Source organism: Lysobacter humi (ex Lee et al. 2017) (assembly GCF_054781815.1).
Map to the genome: position 1 here is coordinate 312,556 of NZ_BAAGTR010000005.1, position 20,353 is coordinate 332,908.

Here is a 20,353-nt window from a genome sequence, read left to right on the forward strand (position 1 = left end):
TGTAGGCTGCAGCGACCGGACCGACCGCCCGACCCATGCCTCTCCTCGCCACCGCCGCGCTCGCCGCGGGCTTCGCCCTGCAGCCCACCGGCACGTTCCATGCGGACGAGCCGGTCGCGCGCGACGGCGAGCGCTGGCTCGCGCTGGTCGACGACACGGCGGGCCGCCCGGCGCTGGTCGCCACAAGCGTGCAGGTGCACCGCGTACACGATCCGATCGCCGATGCCGACGACGGCCCCGCGACCGGGCTCGAGGTCACCGCCGTGGACGTCGACCCGCACGCGGAAACCGCGATGCTGCTGAGGGGCCCGCGCCTGCGGCCCGGCGCGATCGAAGCCGGCCGCGTCCTCGACCGCCCGGACGATGCGGGCCCGGAGGCCATCGCGGCCTTCGTCTTCCGCGGCACGACCTGGCGCCTGCGGGCCCGCTGCCCGGAGCGCGGCGACACGGTCGCATCCGCCGCGGACGACGCCCCCGCGTGGCAAGCCTGCGATCTGGCGCTGGACAACGGACGCGAGCGCCAGGTGCTTCAGACGGTGCGCGGCATGCGGCAGGGTGATGGCCGATGGGCCTTCGGCGACGAGGCCGGGCCCGTCCTGCTGCAGGTCGGCGACTTCGACCGCGACGGACGGCCGGACCTGATCCTCGACACGACCGATCACTACAACGTCTCCCGCCCCACCCTGTTCCTCTCGGGTGGCACCCGCGACGGCGAGCTCGTACGGCGCGTGGCCGGCTACGAGAGCGTCGGCTGCTGAACACCATACGCATGCGTGCGGAAAATCGGCACTTCAGCCGTTCCGCATCCGGTCGATAATTCGCCCCGTAATCATGCGACCACAGGCCACAGGGGGCCGGAATCATGCGTATCGGTATCGTCGTCGACTCGGCCTGTGACTTGCCGCTCGAGTACATCCAGAACAACGGCATCACCATGCTGCCGATCACCGTCAAGATCGGCGAGGCGGTGCTCGCCGACCAGCGCAACGAGCAGGCCACGCTCGAGTTCCTCGAGAACAAGTCCGACGAGCTCCTGTCGCAGGCCGAGACGCAGCCCTTCACGGTGCAGCAGATCCAGGACCTGTTCCTGCGCAAGCTCGTGATCGACTACGACTACGTCTTCTGCATGACGATCACGAAGACGCGCAGCCCGGTCTACGAGAACGCCAACCAGGCGAGCTTCGCGATCCTCAACGACTACAAGGGTCCGCGCACCGCGGCCGGCATCACCACGCCGTTCGCCCTGCGCGTGATCGACACCCAGAGCGTGTTCGCCGGCCAGGCGATCTGCGCGGTGGAGGCCGTGCGCCTGCGCGAGACCGACGAGGGCGCGCCGAAGATGCGCGCGCGCATCGAGAACATCGCGCTGAACACGCAGGCCTACATGGTCACCCGCGACCTGCAGTACCTGCGCGCCCGCACGCGCCACCGCGGCGACCGCTCCGTGAGCTTCCTGTCGGCCACGCTGGGCAGCGCGCTCGACATCAAGCCCGTGCTGCACTGCAACCGCGGCGAGACCGGCCCGGTCGCGAAGATCAAGGGCTTCGACAACGCGGCCGAGAAGCTCTTCACCTTCGCCGCGCGCCGCGTGCGCGAGGGCAAGCTGATGACGCCGACGATGGCGGTGAGCTTCGGCGGCGTGCCGGGCGAGCTGCAGCGCCTGCCGGGCTACACGGAGCTGGTCGACACCTGCAGGAAGAACGGCGTCGAGCTGCTGCAGAGCATGATGTCGCTGACCGGCATGGTGAACGTCGGCAAGGGCTCGCTGACGCTCGGCTTCGCCTCCGAAGCGCCCGCCTGGGATTGAGCCCGCGCAGCGCGACGCCGGTCACGCCGGCCGCGCTGGGCACAGGACTTCCGGCCCAGTCGGGCCGCGTTGCGCTCCGGTAACGTCGACGGGTTCTCCTGCCCATCGACGCCATGACCCTCGAACGTTCCCTGCTCTCCCTCGCGCTCGCGCTCGCGAGCGCAATCGCCTTCGCTCCCGCGGCCACCGCCCAGGACGGCAAGCACGCACCGCCGCCGGAGAAGGACCCCAAGCTCGAGCAGGACGCGCTCGCCCCCGCCGGCGTCGATCCGGCCCGGACCGCGAACGACGCGGCACGCGGCGGCGCCAAGCCGGCCGCGGCCGACGACAAGACGTGGAACGTCAACACCCCGCGCGGCCAGAGCAAGACCGTCAGCTTCAGCACCGACGAGGGCACGTGGCTCGACGTCGACGTCTCGCCCGACGGCCGCCAGGTCGCGTTCTCGATGCTCGGCGACATCTACCTGCTGCCGATCGGCGGCGGCGCCGCGCGTCGGATCACCAGCGGGCTCTCGTGGGACGTGCAGCCGCGTTTCTCGCCGGACGGCACCGAGATCGCCTTCACCTCCGACCGCGGTGGCGGCAACAACCTCTGGCGCATGCGCACCGATGGCTCGAATGCCGTGCAGGTGACCAAGGAGGATTTCCGCCTGCTCAACAACCCGGCGTGGACGCCGGACGGGCAGTTCCTGATCGGCCGCAAGCATTTCACCGGCGAGCGCTCGCTCGGCGCCGGCGAGCTGTGGATGTACCACCGCGCCGGCGGCGCAGGCGTGCAGCTGACCAAGCAGAAGAACGACCAGCAGGACCTCGGCGAGCCCGCCGTCTCGCCCGACGGGCGCTACGTCTACTTCAGCGAGGACGTCACTCCCGGACCGACCTTCCAGTACAACAAGAACCCCCACGAGGGCATCTACGCGATCAAGCGCCTCGACCGCGAGACCGGGCGCGTCGACACGCTGCTCTCCGGCCCCGGCGGCGCGGTGCGTCCGCAACCCTCGCCCGACGGCAAGTCGCTCGCGTACGTGAAGCGCATCCGCGACAAGACCGTGCTGCATGTGCTCGACCTCGCCAGCGGCGCCACGCGCCCGGTCTGGAACGGCCTCTCGCACGACCAGCAGGAAGCCTGGGCGATCTTCGGCCCGTACTCGAACTTCGACTGGACGCCGGATTCGAAGTCCGTCGTGGTCTGGGCGCAGGGCAAGCTCTGGCGCGTGGACACCACCAGCGGCGCGGCGACGAACGTGCCGTTCACCGCGCAGGTCGAGCAGACCGTCTCGCAGCCGCTGCGCTTCGCGCAGACGATCGACGAGGGCACGTTCAGCCCGAAGATGATCCGCGACGTGGCCACCAGCCGCGACGGGCGCACGCTCGTCTTCCACGCACTCGGCCAGCTCTACCGGAAGACGCTGCCGAACGGCACGCCGCAGCGCCTGACGAATTCGAGCGGCGTCTACGAGTACCAGCCGAGCTTCAGCCGCGACGGCTCGCGCCTGCTCTACACCACGTGGTCCGACGACGGCCTCGGCGCGATCTGGCTGCGTGATGCGAACGGGGGCGGCCAGGGCCGGAAGATCACCGCCGAGAAGGGCTACTACTACGGCCCGACGTTCTCGCCCGACGGCCGTCGCATCGCGTACGCGAAGACGCGCGGCACCGGCCTGACCGGCGCGCTGTGGACGCAGGACCCGGGCATCTACGTCGTGGACGCGAACGGCGGCAAGCCCGTGCGCGTGGCGCTCGAGGGCAGCGAGCCGTCCTTCAGCAGCGACGGCAGCCGCATCTACTATTTCACCGGCGGCGGCCTGAAGAAGAAGCTGATGTCGGTCGGCCTCAACGGCGAGGAGCCGCGCGAGGTCTACGACCTCAAGTACGCCAACAACGTGCGCATCAGCCCGGACGGCAAGTGGGTCGCCTTCACCGAGCTGTTCAATGCCTACGTGACGCCGCTCGTGGTCACCGGCAAGTCCGTCGAGCTCAGCCGCGACAGCAAGGCGATGCCGGTCATGCAGGTCACCGCGGACGTGGGCAGCCACCTGCACTGGAGCGCGGACTCGAAGACGCTCAACTGGATGGTGGGCGACCGCTACTTCTCGCGCCCGCTCAACCAGACGTTCGCCTTCCTGCCTGACGCGCCGTCGGTGCTGCCGAAGCCGACGTCGAGCGAGGGCGGCATTCCGGTCGGCGTGACGGCGCAGGTGTACACACCGCAGCAGACGGTCGCCTTCACCGGTGCGCGCATCGTGACCATGCGTGATGCGGAGACCACGCAGGAGGTGATCGAGAACGGGACCGTCGTGGTGCGTGGCGACGAGATCGTCGCCGTCGGTCCGGCGGGCGCCGTGCAGGTGCCGGCCGGCGCGCGGACGATCGACGCCACCGGCAAGACCATCGTCCCGGGCTACATCGATGCGCACGCGCATTCGGCGAACTTCGGCAGCGGCATCGTCCCGCAGCAGAACTGGGCGTACTACTCGAACCTCGCCTTCGGCATCACCACGATGCACGATCCTTCCGCGAGCACCGAGTTCGTGTTCTCGCAGGCCGAGCTGCTGAAGGCCGGCAAGATGGTGGGCCCGCGCCTGTTCTCGACCGGCACGATCCTCTACGGCGCGGACGGCGACTTCAAGGCGGTGATCAACTCGCTCGACGACGCGCGCAGCCATGCGCGGCGCATGAAAGCCGCGGGTGCGTTCTCGCTCAAGAGCTACAACCAGCCGCGCCGCGACCAGCGCCAGCAGATGAACCAGGCCGCGCGCGAACTCGGCCTGCTGGTGGTGGAGGAAGGCGGGTCGACGTTCCACCACAACATGACGATGGTGCTCGACGGCGCCACCGGCGTGGAGCACAACCTGCCGATCGCGCCGCTGTACAAGGACGTGCTCGGCCTGTGGTCGCAGACCGACGTGCGCAACACGCCGACGCTCGTGGTGAGCTACGGCGGCGTGTCGGGCGAGTTCTGGTGGTACTCGCGCGACAATGTCTGGGAGGACAGGAAGCTCGCCCGCTTCTTCCCGCGCGAGACGCTCGACGCGCGCTCGATCCGCCGCGAGACGGCCCCCGACTGGGACTACTGGCACATCGAGGTGGCCAAGTCGGTCAAGAAGATGCGCGACGCCGGCATCAAGATCCAGGTCGGCGGCCACGGCCAGCTGCAGGGCCTGAGCCCGAACTGGGAGGCCTGGTCGCTCGTGCAGGGCGGCTTCACCCCGTTCGAGGCGCTGCGCGCCTTCACCATCGACGGTGCCGACTACCTCGGCCTCTCGAAGCAGCTCGGCTCGATCGAGCCGGGCAAGCAGGCCGACCTCGTCGTGCTCAATTCCAATCCGCTGGAGAACATCCGCGCCACCATCGACACGCGCTACGTGATGGTGGACGGGCGCCTGTTCGACGTGGAGAAGGACATGGCCGAAGTCGGCGGGCTCAATGCGAAGGCGCCGGAATTCTTCTGGCATCGCCAGGCCGACGGCCTGAGCTTCGGGCAGGGCGGCACCGAGCCGGTGACGCACACCGAGGACTGATTTCTCGCGATCGTTGCGCCTCGACGGCCCGCCTCGCGCGGGCCGTCGTCGTTCCGCACGACGCTACGGCGTGAGCGTCTTGATGACGATGCGCCCGGCGCGGCCGTCTGCGCCGCGCTCGAGCACGATCTCGCGCATGCCGGCCACGTTCTGCCAGCGGATGGCGTCCTCGCCCACCTCGAGCGGCTCGGCGCCGGCGAGCCCGATGCGCGAGATCGTCGCGGGCTCGAACGGCGCGCCACCGAGGTCGGCGATCACGATGTGGTCGGCCATGCCGTCGATGAAGGTGATCTCGGAATTGCCACGCGGATACGTACAGCGGCGGCCGCCGGCGACGTCCGCGCAGCCGGACGGCGCGCCGAGCAGCGCCTGTACGCCGGCCTCGCCCTGGCTCGCGAGCGGACGCACGTCCACCGGACCGGCGGCGCTGTCGCCCGTCACTGCCGGGGCGAGCGGGGGACCGGACGGCGCGACGATCGGTCCCGCATCGGCGGCCGGCGTCGCGGAGTCCGTGGCCTTGTCGTCGTCGCGTCGGCCGCAGCCGGCGAGCAACGGCATCAGAAGGAGAACGGGCAGCACGGCTCGGGACATGCGCATCGGGGCGCTCCAACGCAGGGGAGCTCCGATCCTCGGCCGTGGCGCGCGGAACGTCCAGCCCACTCGTCGAGTTGTTCACCGCATGCGGATGCAGGATGAATAGGATGTCCGCGACAGAGGAGATGCCCATGCCCACGCGCTATTACATCCGCCTGCCCGATGGTGCCGCCGCCCGCGGCAGCGAGCCCTCGCTCGCCTTCACCGCGCACGGCGCCGAGGAGTTCGCCGAGCAGTTGCAACACGCGATGCGCACGACGGACACCTACGAGCGCTGGCGCGGCCGGCAGGCCGAGCCCGACGAGGTCGATCCCGCACTCGGCGCGACCGATCCCGCCGCCACGGTGCGCGGCGAGCAGAACGACCTCGCGATCGACCTGGTGCTCACCACCGTGCTGCCGGGCGACGTCGTCCGCCACCGCCTGCGCCTGCTCGCGGGCAGCGGCTGGCAGCTGCGGGACGTCACCGCGGCCTGAGCCCCGCGCCCCGGTAGACTGCGCGGCCCGCACCCGACGAGCCGCGCCATGCCCGACCGCCTGCCGATCCTGCTGTCGTGGAGCGGCGGCAAGGACGCGGCCTGGACCCTGCACGCGCTGCGTGCGCGCGACGACGTCGAGGTCGCCGGCCTGCTCACCACCGTCAACGCGGGCTTCGATCGCATCGCGATGCACGGCATCCGCCGCGACGTGCTCGCCGCGCAGGTGGCGTCGGTCGGCCTGCCGCTCGTCGAGGCGGTGATCCAGCCGCGCTGCGACAACGACGCCTACGAGGCCGCGATCGCCGCGGCCCTCGACACGGCACGCGCACGCTGGCCGGGCCTGTCGACCCTCGCCTTCGGTGACCTGTTCCTCGCCGACGTGCGCGACTGGCGCATCGCCTCCTGCGCACGCATGGGCTTCGACGTGCTCACGCCGCTGTTTGGCGCCGACACCGGGGCGCTCGCGCGCGAGATGCAGGCCGGCGGCCTGCGTGCGCACCTGTGCTGCGTCGATACCCAGCAGCTCGATGGCGACTTCTCGGGGCGTCCCTTCGACGCGGCGTTGCTCGATGCCCTTCCCGCCACCTGCGATCCCTGCGGCGAGAACGGCGAATTCCACACCCTGGTGGTGGACGGCCCGATGTTCGCGCGGCCAATTGAGGTCCGGCCTGGCGAGCGCGTGCGGCGCGACGGGCGCTTCCTCTACAGCGACTTCCTCATCGCCTGAGGGCGGCCGGCGCGTACGCGCCGGCCGCGGTCGAACTCAGCGGTGCGCCTGGGCGCGGGTCTCGCCGACGCGGGCCGAACGCAGCAGCGGCCCGATCTGGTACAGCGCCGACAGGCCGACCAGCGTGTAGACGATGCGCGAGAGCGGCGCATCCTGGCCGCCGAACAGGGCCGCGACGAGATCGAACTGGAAGGCGCCGACGAGGCCCCAGTTGATGCCGCCGACGATGAGAAGCACGAGCGTGATCATGTTGAGCGCTTTCATGGAGATCTCCTTTGGGGGGAAAGGTGACGGCCGGTGCCCGGCACGACTGGAAATGCCGGGCCGGAGCGGTGGCCTCCCGCTCCCCGGGCCGTCTTCGATGGCTACGGGGCGCGTCGGGCGGCGGATGCGGCCGTAACGAGGCGACTGCAGGCATCGCCGGTCGACCGGATCGACGCCCCGTCCGGAGCCTGCGTGCGTACACGCGTGCAGCGGGTGAAGTCACGATGACATCGCGCGCCTGGCCCTCGCGCCGTCGTGAGCCGACCGGCTGCATGCTGCCGGCGACCCGCCCGGAGCCGAACCATGGATACGCCAGCGCCCCGCCATCGCATCGCCGGCCTCGCCGGCTGGATCGCACTCTGCTACGCCACCGCCGCGATCGGCGCGCTCGCGTCGATCGACGCCGCGTCCTTCTACGCCGACTTGCGTCGTCCGCCGTGGGCCCCGCCGGCCGCGGTGTTCGGCCCGGTGTGGACGGTGCTCTACGGTCTGATGGCGGTCGCCGCCTGGCGCGTTTGGCGGCGCGCGGGTTTCACAGCCGCACGCGTCGCACTCGGCCTGTTCGTCGCGCAGCTCGTGGTCAATGCGCTCTGGAGCTGGCTGTTCTTCGGCTGGCGACTGGGCGGCCCCGCGCTTGCGGACATCGTGCTGCTCGATGTGCTGGTCGTCGCCACGATCGCGGCCTTCGCGCGCATCGATCGCGCGGCGGCGCTGCTGCTCGTGCCCTACCTGCTGTGGATCAGCTATGCGACGGCATTGAACGCGGCCGTGTGGCGGCTCAATCCGGACCTGCTGGGCTGAGCGCATCGACGCGATGCACGGCGTCGGCGAGGCGCTCCACCTCGGCGCGCTGGTGGCTCACGTAGATAATCGGCACCGCGCTCGCATCGCGCACGCGCTCGAGGTACGGCAGCAGCTCGTCGCGGCGCTCGGGATCGAGCATCGCGAGCGGCTCGTCGAGCAGCAGCAGGCGCGGCCGCGCCAGGAGCGCGCGACCGAGCGCTACGCGTTGCACCTCGCCACCCGATAGCGTCGGCGTGCGCCGCGAGAGCAGCGTTTCGAGGCCGAGCAACGCCACCGTCGAATCGAACGCATCGCGGGTATCGCCCGCCCCGTAGAGCAGGTTCGCGCGTACGTCGAGGTGCGGAAACAGGCGGCCGTCCTGGAAGACGTAGCCGATCGCGCGGCGGTGTACCGGCACGTCGACGCGCGCGGCGGCATCGAACAGCACGCGGCCGTCGACCGCGATGCGGCCCGTGCGCGGTCGCACCAGGCCTGCGATCGCATGCAGCAACGAGGTCTTGCCGCTGCCCGAGGTGCCGACCAGCGCGAGCACGCGTGCATCGCTCGCGATGCGCACGTGGCGCCGGAAGCCGCCGCGCTGCAGGTCGACGTCGATGTCGAAGCGCGCGCTCATACCGCCGGCTCCGGGCGCTGACGGCGCGCGAGCCACTCGGCCAGCAGCATCGCCGCGAACGACAGCGCGAGCGCGACCAGGCACAGACGGCCGAGGCGCGCCTCGCCGCCCGGCACCTGCAGGAGCTCGTAGATCGCCGCCGACAGCGTGCGCGTCTCGCCGGGGATGCTGGAGACGAACGTGATCGTCGCGCCGAACTCGCCGAGCGCCTTCGCGAAGCCCAGCACCGCCCCCGCGAGTACGCCCGGCCAGGCGAGCGGCAGCGTGATGCCGGCGAAGACGCGCCAGCGGCCCGCGCCGAGCGTCGCCGCGGCATTCTCCAGGCGCACGTCGACGGCTTCGATCGACAGCCGGATCGCGCGCACCATCAGCGGAAACCCCATCACCGCGCTCGCGAGCGCCGCGCCCGTCCAGCGGAAGGCGATGCCGGTGCCGAACGCCGCCTCCAGCCAGCGTCCGGCCGGCCCCTGTGTGCCGAACGCCAGCAGCAGCGCGTAACCCGTGACCACGGGTGGCAGCACCAGCGGTACATGCACCAGGGCATCGAGCATCGCCTTGCCCGGGAAGTGCCTGCGCGCGAGCAGCCAGGCGACCGCCACCGCCACCGGGAGGCTGGCGAGCGTGGCGAGCGTCGCGATGCGCAGGCTCAGCGCGACGGCGGCGGCTTCCTCCGGCGTCAGCACGGTCAGGGCGCGCGGAGGCCGTGGCGGCGGAAGATCGCCTGCGCCGTCGCGCCACGCAGCCAGCGCACGAACGCCGCGGACTGCGGGTGGCGGCTGCGCTGCACGCGCGCGGCGGGATACTGGATGCGCGGATGCGTGGCGGCGGGCAACGCCGCGACCACGCGCACGCGCGGCTCGGCACGTGCGTCGCTCGCATAGACGATGCCGAGCGCCGCTTCGCCGCGCGCGACGAGCTGCAGCGCCGCGCGCACGTTCTCGGTCTCGACGACGCGCGGGCGCACCGCCTCCCACGATCCGAGCCGCGTGAGCGAGGCGCGTGCATAGCGGCCCGCGGGTACCGTCGCGGTGACGGCGAGCGCGAGGCGACCGTCGCGACCGAGCACGCGGGTGAGCGATGCCCGATCGCGCAGGTCGATCGTGCCCAGGCGGCCCGCCGCCCGCGCGACCAACACCAGCGAATTGCCGGCGACGACGCGGCGCGAGGCGGCATCGACCTGCCCATCGCGCTGCAAGGCGTCCATCCACTCGAGGTCGGCGGCGATGAAGACGTCCGCCGGTGCGCCCTGCCCGATCTGCCGTGCGAGCGCCGGCGTGGCCGCATACGACGTGCGCACCGCGGTGCCGGTCGTGCGCGTGTACGCCGCGCCGGCCTCGTCGAGCGCGTCCTTCAGGCTGGCGGCAGCGAAGACGGTGAGCGGCGCGGCACGGGCCGTTCCCGCGAACGCGACGAGGGACAGCGCGAGCAGGAGGAGCAGTCGATGCATGCAGGGCCTCGTCGGGCGTACGCCGATCAGAACAGGGCCGCGGCGGCCGACGCGTCCGGTGTCAGGGATCGCGGCGCAGCCAGCGCCGGCGTACGAACCAGGCCACGGTCATCACGGCGAGGAAGACGCCGTAGCCGAGCGCGGTACCGACCACCTGGTGCCAGATCTGCCCGGCCGATCCGGTCGGGCGCGCGACCGCATAGCCCCAGCGCACCGCGAGCACGAAGGCGACGATCGCGACGGCGAACGTCGTGAGGTCGAAGAGGCGCCGCGCGCGGGTGCGCGGCTCGCGCGGGAAGAACCAGAACAGGCCGCCGAGGATCGCGAACCACGGCAGGAACAGGATCAGCGCGAGGTGCAGCTCGACGAACGGGTTCACGAGGCCTCCGCCATGGCCGCGAGCGCGGCGTCGACCTCGGCACGGTCGACGCCCGCGACCAGCAGCGACGCGCCTTCGTCGTCGAGTCGACCGGCCTGCTTGAGGGCCGCGACACGCTGGCCGGCGTCACGCGGCGCGTCGAAGCCACCGCTCTGCAGCAGCACACGCTCGCCGCGCACGAGCTTGAAGTAGAACCGGCCGTCGGCCTCGCGGTACTGCTTGAAGGTCGCCGCTGCCGGCTTTTCGGCGGCCGAGGTTGACGACTCGCCGATGCTCGAGAGGTCGCGCAGGCCGACCGCATGGCGCAGGCGCGCGAGCAACGGCATGGCGTACGTCGCGCGCAGTCGCGCGGCGCCGTCGCGCAGCACCGCCTCGATGTGTGCGGGGTCGGCGATCAGGGTCTCGTACTTCTCGCGCATGGGCGCGATCTCGGCGTCGATGCGCTCGAACAGCGCCTGCTTCGCCTCGCCCCAGGCGATGCCGGATTCGAACGCGCGGCGCATGTCGGCGGCCTGCTCCGGCGTGGCGAACGCCTGGTAGAGCTGGAAGACGTTGGAGGCGTCGGCATCCTTCGGCTCGCCGGGCGCGCGCGAGTCCGTCACGATCGAATAGATCAGCTTCTTCAGCTGCTCGCGCGGCGCGAACAGCGGGATCACGTTGTCGTAGCTCTTGGACATCTTGCGGCCGTCCAGCCCGGGCAGCGTGGCCACGTGCGCCTCGATCGCGGCCTCCGGCAGCGTGAAGTGCTCGCCGAACAGATGATTGAAGCGCTGGCCGAAGTCGCGCGCCATCTCGATGTGCTGGATCTGGTCGCGCCCCACCGGCACCTTGTCTGCGTTGAAGACGAGGATGTCCGCGGCCATCAGCACCGGGTACATGAAGAGGCCGGCGGTGATGCCTGCATCGGGGTCCTCCTGCGCCTCGACGTTGCGGTCGACCGCCGCCTTGTAGGCATGCGCGCGGTTGAGGATGCCCTTGCCCGCCACGCACGTGAGCAGCCAGGTGAGCTCCGGGATCTCGGGGATGTCGCTCTGCCGGTAGAACCAGACCTGCTGCGGATCCAAACCTGCGGCCAGCCAGCTCGCGGCGATCTCCAGCGTGGAGCGCTGCACGCGCGCCGGGTCCTGGACCTTGATCAGCGCGTGGTAGTCGGCGAGGAAGTAGAAGCTCTCCACCGACGGATCGCGGCTCGCGGCGAGCGCCGGCCGGATCGCGCCGGCGTAGTTGCCCAGATGCGGCGTGCCGCTGGTCGTGATGCCGGTGAGGACGCGCGTGCGGTTCATGGCTGAACGGATGCCTAGGGGCGGCGAGTTTACCGCGCGCCCGACGGCGGCCGTGGCGACCCCGTTCAGCCGCATCGTGCGTTGATTTCACACACCACTCACGGATTTCCGCCATGGCCACCCGCGCTCGCTCCGCCGTCGTCCTCGCCCTGCTCGCCGCCGCGACCGCCAACGGCGCCGCGCAGGCCCAGTCCTACTACGGCGCCGGCCGCGTCGAGATGAGCGTGGTGGATCGCGACGAGGGCGACGTGCTGCCCGAGTACCGCCATCGCGGCCAGACCTGGGTACCCGGCACCCCGGGGCATCGCTATGCCGTGCGCCTGACCAACCGCAGCCCGGAGCGCGTACTGGTGGTGCTGAGCGTCGATGGCGTGAACGCCGTCTCCGGCCAGACCGCAGATCCCTCGCAGGCCGGCTACGTGCTCGAGCCGTGGCAGACGACCGAGGTCGCGGGCTGGCGCAAGTCGATGCGCGATGTCGCGCAGTTCTATTTCTCCGATTTCGGCGACAGCTATGCCACGCGCACGGGCCGGCCGCGCAACGTCGGCGTGATCGGCATCGCCGTGTTCGACGAGGCGCGCCGCATTCCGCCGCCGCGCGTGTATTCGCCGGCGGCGCCCGAACGCATGGAGGACGGCGTGGTGGGCGATGCGGCCTCGGCGCCGTCCGCGCCGGCCATGGCGCGTTCGCGCGCGCAGGAGCTGGGCACCGGCCACGGCTATCGCGAGTATTCGCCCGTCGGCCAGACCGGTTTCCGTCGCGCAGGCGCGCCTGTGCAGGTCACCGAGATCCGCTACGACGACGGCCATGCGCTCGCCGCGCGCGGCATCGCGCCGCGCCTCGATCGCTACGACCGCTACGAGCGCGAGCCGCGTGCCTTCCCGCGTGGCTTCGTGCCGGACCCGCCGCGCGGCTGGTAACACGCGCGACGGGCGGCGCGGGCGTGCACGCGGCATCCGACGTGCGCCCGAAAGAAAAGGGCCGGATCGCTCCGGCCCTTTTCTCATGCAGGGTGCCGCAGGATCAGCACTTGCCGTCCTTGCAGTCCTCGGCCTTGTCTTCGACCTTGTCGCCGACCTTCTCGACGTCGCGGCCGACGCCGGCCATCGTGTTGCACGCGGTCAGGGTGCCCATCGAGAACAGGGCGAGCAGGAGCAGGGCGGTGAGGCGCTTCATGGTGTCATCTCCTTGGGGGATGCCGCGACGGGCGCGGACTCGGGGAAACCGTGGGGAGATGACACGGCAGGCGCCGTATACGGAATGTGCAGCGGCCGACTTCACACGCGTGGAGTCGTCACGATGCATTCATCTCGTCACGCGAGCGCGGCAGGCGCGCGCAGGCGCACCACGAGCAGGAGCAGCACGCCGGTGCCGACGAGCACCGCACACGGCATCAGCATTTCCTGCAGGCTGAAGCCGCGCCACACGGCGCCCTCGATCGCGAGCAGCAACCACTTCACCGGGCTCGCGTTCGAGGCCGCCTGCATCCAGCCCGGCATCGCGAACAGCGGGATCATCGCGCCGCCCACCATCGCGAGCGGCATGAGGATCGCCCAGGCCACGCCGCTCGCCGCGCGCACGCTGCGCGCGAGCAGCGCGAACAGCATCATCATCGCGGTGAAGGCGAACGCGCCGCAGAGGAAGGCGAGCTCCAGCAGCAGCCAGTGCGGGCGGATGCCGAACGCGACGACCGCGATCAGCGCGAGCACGTTCAGCGCGAGCAGCATCGCGAGCCCACAGGCCAGCCCCTTGCCGGCGAGCAGGCGCCACGGCGCGGCCGGCGCGGTGCGCAGGCGCAGCCACGTGCCCTCGCTGCGCTCGGTCGCGAGCGACGTCGCGAAGCTCATCAGGCAGCCGAGCACGGCCCAGAACATGCCCTGCGGGAAGGTCACCGCATGGGCGTTCGCCGGGCCCTTGCGACGTGCCTCGACCGAGTGCGTCTCGATCGGCAGCGGCGAGAAGTCGGCGGGCGCATGGGCCTGCGCCGGCGAGGACGCCGCGAGCATGCCGTCGAGCGAGTCGTAGAAGGCCTCCAGGCGCGCACGCGTCGCGGGGTCGGCCCCGGCGAGCTGCGCCTTCGAGCGTGCCAGCATCGATGCACGCGCGGCGGCGTCCTGCGGCCCGGTCATCAGGTCCTGCATCGCCGCCTTCACTAGCAGGCCCTGCAGCATCGCCTGCTCGGCCTTGCGGCTCGGATCGACCCAGACCTGCGCGGGCATCGCACCCGGCGAGAATCCCAGCCCGCGCGAGGCGCCCCAGCCTGCAGGCAGCACGACCGCGGCGACCCGTTGCCCGCGCCGCACCGCATCGCGCGCGGCATCGAGCGCCTGCAGGTCGGTCGCCAGTTCGGGCGTCGCACGCAGGCTGCGCACGAACGACTGCGAGGCGGCGCTGCGGTCGAGGTCGACGATCGCGACCTTCGGCGGCGTGCTCGCGCCCCCGCCGCCGAAGACGAGTCCGAACGCGACGGCGACGATCAGCGGCCAGCCGAGCGTGAAGAACAGCGCGGCGGGATCGCGCCGCAGCTGCAGGAAGTCCTTGCGGACGATGGCCCAGAGCATGCGCATGTCAGTCCCTCAACTGGCGGCCGGTGAGATGCAGGAAGACCTGCTCCAGGCGCGGTCGCTCCACGCGGAAATCGTCGACCGGGCCGTCCTGCGCGATCGCATTCAGGCGTGCGAGTGGATCGTCGACGGCCTCGCGCCATTCGCGATCGCCACGTCGCACGACGAGCTGCGGCGCCCCGCCGTGCGCCGCGAGCAGCTCCGCGAGCGTGCCCACCGCGAGCACGCGCCCGCGATCGACGATCGCGATGCGGTCGCACAGTCGCTCGACTTCTTCCATGTAATGCGTGGTGTAGACCACGGTGCGCCCCTGCGCGCGCAGCGCCTCGACGTTGTCGAACAGCGCATTGCGCGACTGTGGATCGACGCCCGCGGTCGGCTCGTCGAGCAGCACCATTGCAGGCTCGTGCAGCAGCGCGGCAGCGAGGTTGAGGCGGCGCTTCATGCCGCCCGAGTAGCCGCCCGCGCGATCGTGCTGGCGGTCGGCAAGCGCGACGAAGCCCAGTGCGGCGTCGACGCGCGCGCGCAGCCGCGCGCCGCCGAGGTCGTGCAGCCGCCCGAAGAACTCGAGGTTCTCGCGGCCGGTGAGCGTGTCGTAGAGCGCGAGCGCCTGCGGGGCGAGGCCGATGTGCCGGCGCGTGGCGGGCTCGGCCGGCGCGGCGCCGCCGACCTGCACCTGCCCGGCGTCCGGCCGCAACAGGCCGGCCACCAGCGACATCAGCGTCGACTTGCCTGCGCCGTTGGGCCCGAGCAGGCCGAAGATCTCGCCCTCGCGCACAGCGAGCGACAGCCCGTCGAGCGCGACGGTCGGCCCGTAGGCCTTGCGTACGTCCTGCACGTCCAGCATGGCGCGTTCCCCGTCGATCCCGGGCGCAAGGATCGACGCGCGCCGCGCTGGCGTCAGGTGCCGGAAGGCACTTTCGGCGCCACCGCCGACCGGCGGCTCACTCGCGCATCAGCGTCGACTTGCCGAACAGGCTCTCGACGAGATCCACGGCGAGGATCGCGGTGCGGTTGTGGTCGTCGATCAGTGGATTGAGCTCGACGATGTCGAGCGAGCCCATGCGCCCGGTGTCGCAGATCATCTCCATGCACAGCTGCGCCTCGCGGTACGTCGGGCCGCCCATCACGGTGGTGCCGACACCGGGCGCGATGGAGGGATCGAGGAAGTCGACGTCGAACGAGACGTGCAGGTGCGTGTCCTCGTCCATGCCGTCGAGTGCCTCGGCCATCGCGGTGCGCATGCCGACCTCGTCGATGTAGCGCATGTCGTAGACGTCGAGCCCGTACTGGCGGATCAGCCGGCGCTCGCCCTCGTCGACCGAGCGGATGCCGATCTGGCGCACGTCCTCCGCGCGCACGGCGGGCGCGCTGCCGCCGAGATGCGTGAGCGCCTCGGGCCCGAGGCCGCACAGGCAGGCGACGGGCATGCCGTGGATGTTGCCCGACGGCGTGACGTCGCTCGTGTTGAAGTCGGCGTGCGCGTCGAGCCACAGCACGCGCAGCTTCTTGCCGTTCTCGCGGCACCAGCGCGCGACGCCGGTGATCGAGCCGAGGCCGAGGCAGTGGTCGCCGCCGAGCATGATCGGCATGCGGCCGCCGCTGAGCTCGGTGTACATCGCCTCCATCACGATGCGGTTCCACTCGGTGACCTCGGCGATGTGCCGATAGCCCTCGACCGCGTCGGCCCAGGGATTGCGCGGCCCTTCGAGGTTGCCGCGGTCGAGCACCTCGAGGCCGCGTGCGAGCAGGGCCTCGCCGAGGCCGGCGATGCGCAGGGCCTCGGGCCCGAGGCGCGCGCCGCGGTGGCCGGCGCCGACGTCGGTGGGCGCGCCGATGAGGCTGACGGGAAGGGATCGGTTCGACATGCGATCGCCGCGCGATGCGGCGCCGCGGGATCGCGCGCTCCGTGCAGTCGCCGGGCCCGCCTAGTGTAGCCGGCAGGCGCGGGACGACCCGGCCTGCCCGCCTGCGCGCGCCCTACCGCGGGCCGCCACGACGACCGGCCTCCGGCCGTCGTGCCGGCTCACGCGCGACGCGGTCCGCGAGGGGGCGTCAGAGCGGCTCGCCGTTCGGCGCGCCCATGTCGTCGCTGCGCACGTCGCCCATCGGCGGCGTGCTGCGTGCGCCGCGGATGAAGGCCTCCTGCTCGCTCGCGGCGGCGAGGTCGTCGTTCTCGCGCCCTTCGACGGCCTGTCGCGTGGCGACGGGCGTGTCCTGCCGCGATGCCCCGAGCGAGCTGCCGCCGGGCGCCGGGTCGCCGCCGCGCAGCGTCTCGCCCGTGTCGTGGTTGTCTCGTGCCATGTCGGTCTCCTGCTGTCGCCCCGACAGTGCGACGCGCACCGTGAGCCGTGCGACAAGGCGGCCGGGCGCCTACTTGCCGAGCTCGTAGACGACATCCAGCGTCAGCCCGAGCACGTTCTCGCCCGGCGCGATCGGTGCGTTCGCGCTTGCATCGGCCGCCGAGGCCTGCTCGACCGCGACGCCGCGCCCGTACACCGGTCGCGGACCGCCGCCGCGGCCGCCGGTCTCGTCGATGCTCACGATGCGCCGCACCCGCAGGCCGAGCCGCTGCGCGTAGCGGTCGGCACGCTGGCGCGCCTTCTTCATCGCCTTGTCGCGGGCCTCGTCGAGCACGGCATCCTTGTCCTCGATGTCGAACATCGGCCCGTTGATCTGGTTCGCGCCGGTGGCCACCAGCGCATCGAGGATCGCGCCGAGCCGGCCGATGTCGCGCACGGTCACGTTGACGTTGTTCGAGGCGTAGTAGCCCTTGATGCGCGGCGGGCGGTTCTGCTGGTAGAGGTAGTCCGGGTTCAGGCTGACCCCGCTGGTCTGCACGTCGCGCGCCTCGATGCCGGCGGCACGGATCGACGCGACCACCTTGGCCATCTGCTCGGCATTGCGGCGGATCGCGCTGTTGGCGTCGGAGGCAAGCGAGACGACGCCGGTGGACAGGGTCGCCATGTCGGGCGCGCGCCGCGCTTCGGCACTCGCCGAGACGGTGACCAGCGTGGCGTCGGTCGGCGCGTCGAGCGCGCCGCCGCCGCGATCGCAGCCTGCAGTGAGCGCGGCGAGGCCGAGCAGGACGGGGGCGAGCACGCGGCTCGGGCGGTAAAGATAGGTCGGGGGCATGGCGGTCACGGGTCGGAAGTCCCGTGATTCAACGCCCGGCGCGTGAGTCCGGGGTCGACGATCGATGCACGGCGTTCAGCGTCCCGGCGCCTCAGCCCCCGGCGTCGACGAGCGCTGGCGCGTCCGCATGCACGCCCAGCTCGCGCAGGATCGCCATGCGCATCTGCTGCACCTCGGGGCTGGTGAGCTGCCGCGGATGCGCGAGCCCGACCTCGAACGTCTTCTGGATCCGCGTGGGGCGGTTGGAGAGCACCAGGATCCGGTCGGCGAGGTGGATCGCCTCTTCGACGTCGTGGGTGATCAGGATCACCGTGTGGCGCTCCTTGGCGAGGATGCGCAGCAGCTCGTTGCGCATGCGCAGGCTGGTGAGCGCGTCGAGCGCGGAGAACGGCTCATCCATGTAGAGGATGTCGGGCTTCACCGCGAGCGCGCGCGCGATCTCCACGCGCTTGAGCATGCCGCCCGAGAGCTCGTGCGGATAGCTGTGCTCGAACCCCTTGAGGCCGACGATGTCCGCGTAGTGGTCGGCGATCGCGGCCTTGTCGCCCGCGTGCTTCTCGTCGTTCAGGCCGAACATCAGGTTCTGCCGGACGGTGAGCCACGGGAACACGGAGCCATGCTGCGAAATGAGGATGCCCTCGGGGCTCGGGCGATGGCGGGTGACGCCGTCGATGTCCACGCGGCCCGAATCCGGCGTGATGAAGCCGGCGATCATGCGCATCAGCGTCGACTTGCCGCAGCCCGACGGGCCGACGATCGCGACGAACTCGCCGTCACCAACCCGGAAGCCGACGTCGTCGACGACCTGCAGCGGGCCCTTGTCGGTGGCGAAGCCCTTGCGCAGGGCGACCGCGTCGATCTTAGTGCGCATAGCGCCACCTCACGATCTTGGCGCCTTCGAGCAGGCGCATGAGGCCATCGAGCAGGAGCCCGATCAGGCCGATGATGACCATGCCGGCGATCACCAGGTCGTAGCGGTTGCCGGCATTGCGCGAATCGATGATGAGATACCCGAGCCCGGAGCGCAGGGCGATCATCTCCGCGGCGACCACGACCAGCCACGCCACGCCCAGGCCGATGCGCATGCCGACGATGATCTGCGGCAGCGTGGCGGGGATCACCACGCGCGTGAACAGCGTGCGCCGCGAGACGCCGAAGTTCTCCGCCGCGCGCAGGTAGCGTTTCTCGATGGTGTGCACGCCCGCCACCGTCTGCAGCACCATCGGGAAGACCGAGGAGATGAAGATCAGGTAGATCGGCGAGGCATTGCCCACGCCGAACCACAGGATCGCGATTGGGATCCACGCGATCGGCGAGATCGGGCGCAGGATCTGGAACAGTGGATTGAGCGTGGCGTAGGCGCCGCGCACCCAGCCCATCCACAGCCCGAGCGGCACGCCGACGAGCACCGCGAGCGCGAAGCCGGCGCCCACGCGGGCCAGCGAGGCGCCGATGTGCTCCCACAGCGTGCCGTCGGCCGCGAGCTCCAGGGTGCCGGTGACGACCTGCCACGGCGTGGGGAAGATCACGCTCTGCGTCGCCCGCACCATTGCCCACCAGGCGGCCAGCAGCGCGAGGATGATGACGATTCCCGGCAGTGACTGCCGAAGCCTGTTCATGCGTGGGAGCCTCGTACGGCCGTGGAGGCCGGTGTCTGTCGTGGGATGTCGAACGCGTCGGCAAAGCGCGCCAGGCGCCAGCGCAGCCGCGCCCACGGCGTGCCGGGGAACGGCGCGACCGCGACCACCATCTGCCCGCTCGCGTGCGCGCTGCAGGCGAATTCGTAATCCGCGGCCTGCTCGAACGGCAGGCGGAAGGTCTGCCCCGGCATCAGCAGCGCGGGGCCGAACGTCTGCGGCACGGTGTCGCGGTTTTCCAGTCGCAGCACGTCGCTCAGGCCGAGCGTGAGCTCGATGCGCTGCGGCAGGATCTCGACGGGCTCGCCGGCCATGCGTCGCCGCCAGGTGCCTTCGGGGATGACGAATGCGGCCTCGCGCGTGGCCGGCCGTGGCAGCGGTGCGAACGCCGCCCAGCCGGCGATCGCAACGAGCGCGAGCAGCAGCGCGAGCGCGGCGGCCCGGAGGCGCCGCAGTGCGGCGCGCCCCGCGGGGCGCGCGGCGGGAACGGTCGACGCGCTCATTCGGCCAGCAGCGCCCGCACGTCGTGGACGTAATCCTCGGCCGGGCGGCCGTACGGCATCATTCCGCGCAGCCGGCCCTTCGTGTCGATGACATAGACCGAGGACGAATGACCGACGGTGTAGCTGTCGCCCACCGCCTTGCGCTGCGCGGTGGCGCCGTAGCGCGCACGCACCGCCGCGAGTTGCGCGGTGGTGCCGGTGCCGCCGACGAACGACGGATCGAAGCCCTTGAGATAGGCGCGCAGCCGCGCCGCATCGTCGCGCTCGGGGTCGACGGTGACGAACACCACCTGCAGCCGTGCCGCATGCGCGCCGAGCTTCTTTCGCACCTGCGCGAGCGTGGCGAGCGTCATCGGGCAGACCTGCGGGCAGTTCGTGAAGCCGAATTCGAGCAGCACCACCTTGCCGCGATGTCGCGCGAGCGACAGCGCCCCGCCCTGCGACGACAGCAGCGACAGCTCGGGCGCGGGCGCGGGCGGGTCGAAGGCACCGGCCTTGAGCGTCGCCCGTCCTGCGGCGACGGGCGTCGCGAAGACGGCGACCATCAGCGCGGCGACCGCGCCGCGCAGGATCCGGCGGAGCATCGTGCTGTGCATC

At 71.4% G+C, this 20,353-nt stretch carries 24 protein-coding genes; 7 read left to right on the top strand and 17 right to left on the bottom strand.

The annotated features are described in order from the left end of the window. Positions 1 to 35: 35 nt before the first annotated feature. The 3 genes from ACYVJJ_RS05105 to ACYVJJ_RS05115 all read left to right on the top strand — a co-directional run bounded on the left by ACYVJJ_RS05105 (position 36) and on the right by ACYVJJ_RS05115 (position 5,328). Positions 36 to 758, top strand: coding sequence for a hypothetical protein (locus tag ACYVJJ_RS05105; RefSeq protein WP_460831651.1), 723 nt, complete (start codon positions 36 to 38; stop codon positions 756 to 758). 104 nt (positions 759 to 862) lie between these two features. Then, positions 863 to 1,807 carry a DegV family protein gene (locus tag ACYVJJ_RS05110; protein ID WP_460831652.1) on the top strand — a complete coding sequence of 315 codons (945 nt, stop codon included), beginning with the start codon at positions 863 to 865 and terminating at the stop codon, positions 1,805 to 1,807. A gap of 113 nt (positions 1,808 to 1,920) precedes the next feature. Then, a complete protein-coding gene (locus ACYVJJ_RS05115; RefSeq protein WP_460831654.1) occupies positions 1,921 to 5,328 on the top strand; it encodes an amidohydrolase family protein in 3,408 nt (1,135 codons plus the stop codon). A 63-nt stretch (positions 5,329 to 5,391) separates the two neighbouring features. Here the strand turns inward: ACYVJJ_RS05115 and ACYVJJ_RS05120 are convergent, their stop codons facing one another. Then, a complete protein-coding gene (locus ACYVJJ_RS05120; RefSeq protein WP_460831655.1) occupies positions 5,392 to 5,925 on the bottom strand; it encodes a hypothetical protein in 534 nt (177 codons plus the stop codon). Between the two features lie 128 nt (positions 5,926 to 6,053). On the opposite strand from ACYVJJ_RS05120, the gene ACYVJJ_RS05125 reads away from it, so the two are divergent. Beyond that, a complete protein-coding gene (locus ACYVJJ_RS05125; RefSeq protein WP_460831787.1) occupies positions 6,054 to 6,398 on the top strand; it encodes a hypothetical protein in 345 nt (114 codons plus the stop codon). A gap of 48 nt (positions 6,399 to 6,446) precedes the next feature. Then, on the top strand, positions 6,447 to 7,127 hold the full coding sequence (locus ACYVJJ_RS05130; protein ID WP_460831656.1) for a Dph6-related ATP pyrophosphatase: 681 nt from the start codon (positions 6,447 to 6,449) through the stop codon (positions 7,125 to 7,127). Between the two features lie 36 nt (positions 7,128 to 7,163). Here ACYVJJ_RS05130 and ACYVJJ_RS05135 read toward each other — a convergent pair whose 3' ends face one another. Further along, complete coding sequence (locus ACYVJJ_RS05135; protein WP_460831657.1) at positions 7,164 to 7,391, bottom strand: DUF378 domain-containing protein; 228 nt, start codon at positions 7,389 to 7,391, stop codon at positions 7,164 to 7,166. A 303-nt stretch (positions 7,392 to 7,694) separates the two neighbouring features. Here ACYVJJ_RS05135 and ACYVJJ_RS05140 point away from each other — a divergent pair, with 303 nt between their 5' ends. Next, positions 7,695 to 8,192 carry a TspO/MBR family protein gene (locus ACYVJJ_RS05140; protein ID WP_460831658.1) on the top strand — a complete coding sequence of 166 codons (498 nt, stop codon included), beginning with the start codon at positions 7,695 to 7,697 and terminating at the stop codon, positions 8,190 to 8,192. Here the strand turns inward: ACYVJJ_RS05140 and ACYVJJ_RS05145 are convergent. From ACYVJJ_RS05145 to ACYVJJ_RS05165, 5 genes are all read right to left on the bottom strand, one after another. Next, positions 8,170 to 8,808 (bottom strand): ATP-binding cassette domain-containing protein, encoded by a 639-nt coding sequence (locus ACYVJJ_RS05145; protein ID WP_460831660.1) that lies wholly within the window; start codon positions 8,806 to 8,808, stop codon positions 8,170 to 8,172. The two genes, ACYVJJ_RS05140 and ACYVJJ_RS05145, sit on opposite strands and share 23 nt — an antisense overlap. Further along, positions 8,805 to 9,491, bottom strand: a complete 687-nt coding sequence (modB, locus tag ACYVJJ_RS05150) for a molybdate ABC transporter permease subunit (protein ID WP_460831662.1) — start codon at positions 9,489 to 9,491, stop codon at positions 8,805 to 8,807. Before modB ends, ACYVJJ_RS05145 begins: the two co-directional genes overlap by 4 nt. Before the next feature lie 2 nt (positions 9,492 to 9,493). Then, a complete protein-coding gene (gene modA / locus ACYVJJ_RS05155) occupies positions 9,494 to 10,255 on the bottom strand; it encodes a molybdate ABC transporter substrate-binding protein (RefSeq protein WP_460831664.1) in 762 nt (253 codons plus the stop codon). Between the two features lie 61 nt (positions 10,256 to 10,316). Further along, positions 10,317 to 10,634 carry a hypothetical protein gene (locus ACYVJJ_RS05160; RefSeq protein ID WP_460831666.1) on the bottom strand — a complete coding sequence of 106 codons (318 nt, stop codon included), beginning with the start codon at positions 10,632 to 10,634 and terminating at the stop codon, positions 10,317 to 10,319. Continuing rightward, the gene (locus tag ACYVJJ_RS05165) at positions 10,631 to 11,917 is read right to left on the bottom strand and encodes a tryptophan--tRNA ligase (protein ID WP_460831668.1); all 1,287 of its coding nucleotides are present in this window, start codon (positions 11,915 to 11,917) and stop codon (positions 10,631 to 10,633) included. The genes ACYVJJ_RS05160 and ACYVJJ_RS05165 overlap by 4 nt, the downstream gene beginning before the upstream one ends. Positions 11,918 to 12,030: 113 nt before the next feature. Between ACYVJJ_RS05165 and ACYVJJ_RS05170 the strand changes: the two genes are divergently transcribed. Further along, positions 12,031 to 12,837 (top strand): hypothetical protein, encoded by an 807-nt coding sequence (locus ACYVJJ_RS05170; protein WP_460831670.1) that lies wholly within the window; start codon positions 12,031 to 12,033, stop codon positions 12,835 to 12,837. A gap of 103 nt (positions 12,838 to 12,940) precedes the next feature. On the opposite strand, the gene ACYVJJ_RS05175 is transcribed toward ACYVJJ_RS05170, so the two are convergent. The 10 genes from ACYVJJ_RS05175 to ACYVJJ_RS05220 all read right to left on the bottom strand — a co-directional run bounded on the left by ACYVJJ_RS05175 (position 12,941) and on the right by ACYVJJ_RS05220 (position 20,352). Continuing rightward, positions 12,941 to 13,093, bottom strand: a complete 153-nt coding sequence (locus tag ACYVJJ_RS05175) for an entericidin A/B family lipoprotein (protein WP_460831672.1) — start codon at positions 13,091 to 13,093, stop codon at positions 12,941 to 12,943. A 137-nt stretch (positions 13,094 to 13,230) separates the two neighbouring features. Beyond that, on the bottom strand, positions 13,231 to 14,484 hold the full coding sequence (locus ACYVJJ_RS05180; protein WP_460831674.1) for an ABC transporter permease: 1,254 nt from the start codon (positions 14,482 to 14,484) through the stop codon (positions 13,231 to 13,233). Position 14,485: 1 nt separating this feature from the next. Next, the gene (locus ACYVJJ_RS05185; protein ID WP_460831676.1) at positions 14,486 to 15,328 is read right to left on the bottom strand and encodes an ABC transporter ATP-binding protein; all 843 of its coding nucleotides are present in this window, start codon (positions 15,326 to 15,328) and stop codon (positions 14,486 to 14,488) included. A 97-nt stretch (positions 15,329 to 15,425) separates the two neighbouring features. Beyond that, positions 15,426 to 16,349, bottom strand: coding sequence for an arginase (rocF, locus tag ACYVJJ_RS05190; protein ID WP_460831678.1), 924 nt, complete (start codon positions 16,347 to 16,349; stop codon positions 15,426 to 15,428). A gap of 187 nt (positions 16,350 to 16,536) precedes the next feature. Further along, on the bottom strand, positions 16,537 to 16,785 hold the full coding sequence (locus ACYVJJ_RS05195) for a hypothetical protein (RefSeq protein WP_460831680.1): 249 nt from the start codon (positions 16,783 to 16,785) through the stop codon (positions 16,537 to 16,539). Positions 16,786 to 16,854: 69 nt separating this feature from the next. Beyond that, positions 16,855 to 17,616 carry an SIMPL domain-containing protein gene (locus tag ACYVJJ_RS05200; protein WP_460831682.1) on the bottom strand — a complete coding sequence of 254 codons (762 nt, stop codon included), beginning with the start codon at positions 17,614 to 17,616 and terminating at the stop codon, positions 16,855 to 16,857. A 91-nt stretch (positions 17,617 to 17,707) separates the two neighbouring features. Beyond that, positions 17,708 to 18,487, bottom strand: coding sequence for an ABC transporter ATP-binding protein (locus ACYVJJ_RS05205; RefSeq protein ID WP_460831684.1), 780 nt, complete (start codon positions 18,485 to 18,487; stop codon positions 17,708 to 17,710). After that, complete coding sequence (locus tag ACYVJJ_RS05210; RefSeq protein ID WP_460831685.1) at positions 18,477 to 19,235, bottom strand: ABC transporter permease; 759 nt, start codon at positions 19,233 to 19,235, stop codon at positions 18,477 to 18,479. Before ACYVJJ_RS05210 ends, ACYVJJ_RS05205 begins: the two co-directional genes overlap by 11 nt. After that, entirely contained in the window at positions 19,232 to 19,756 is a 525-nt protein-coding gene (locus tag ACYVJJ_RS05215) for a cupredoxin domain-containing protein (protein WP_460831687.1), read from the bottom strand. The genes ACYVJJ_RS05210 and ACYVJJ_RS05215 overlap by 4 nt, the downstream gene beginning before the upstream one ends. After that, the gene (locus ACYVJJ_RS05220; protein WP_460831689.1) at positions 19,753 to 20,352 is read right to left on the bottom strand and encodes an SCO family protein; all 600 of its coding nucleotides are present in this window, start codon (positions 20,350 to 20,352) and stop codon (positions 19,753 to 19,755) included. The genes ACYVJJ_RS05215 and ACYVJJ_RS05220 overlap by 4 nt, the downstream gene beginning before the upstream one ends. Position 20,353: the final 1 nt, after the last annotated feature.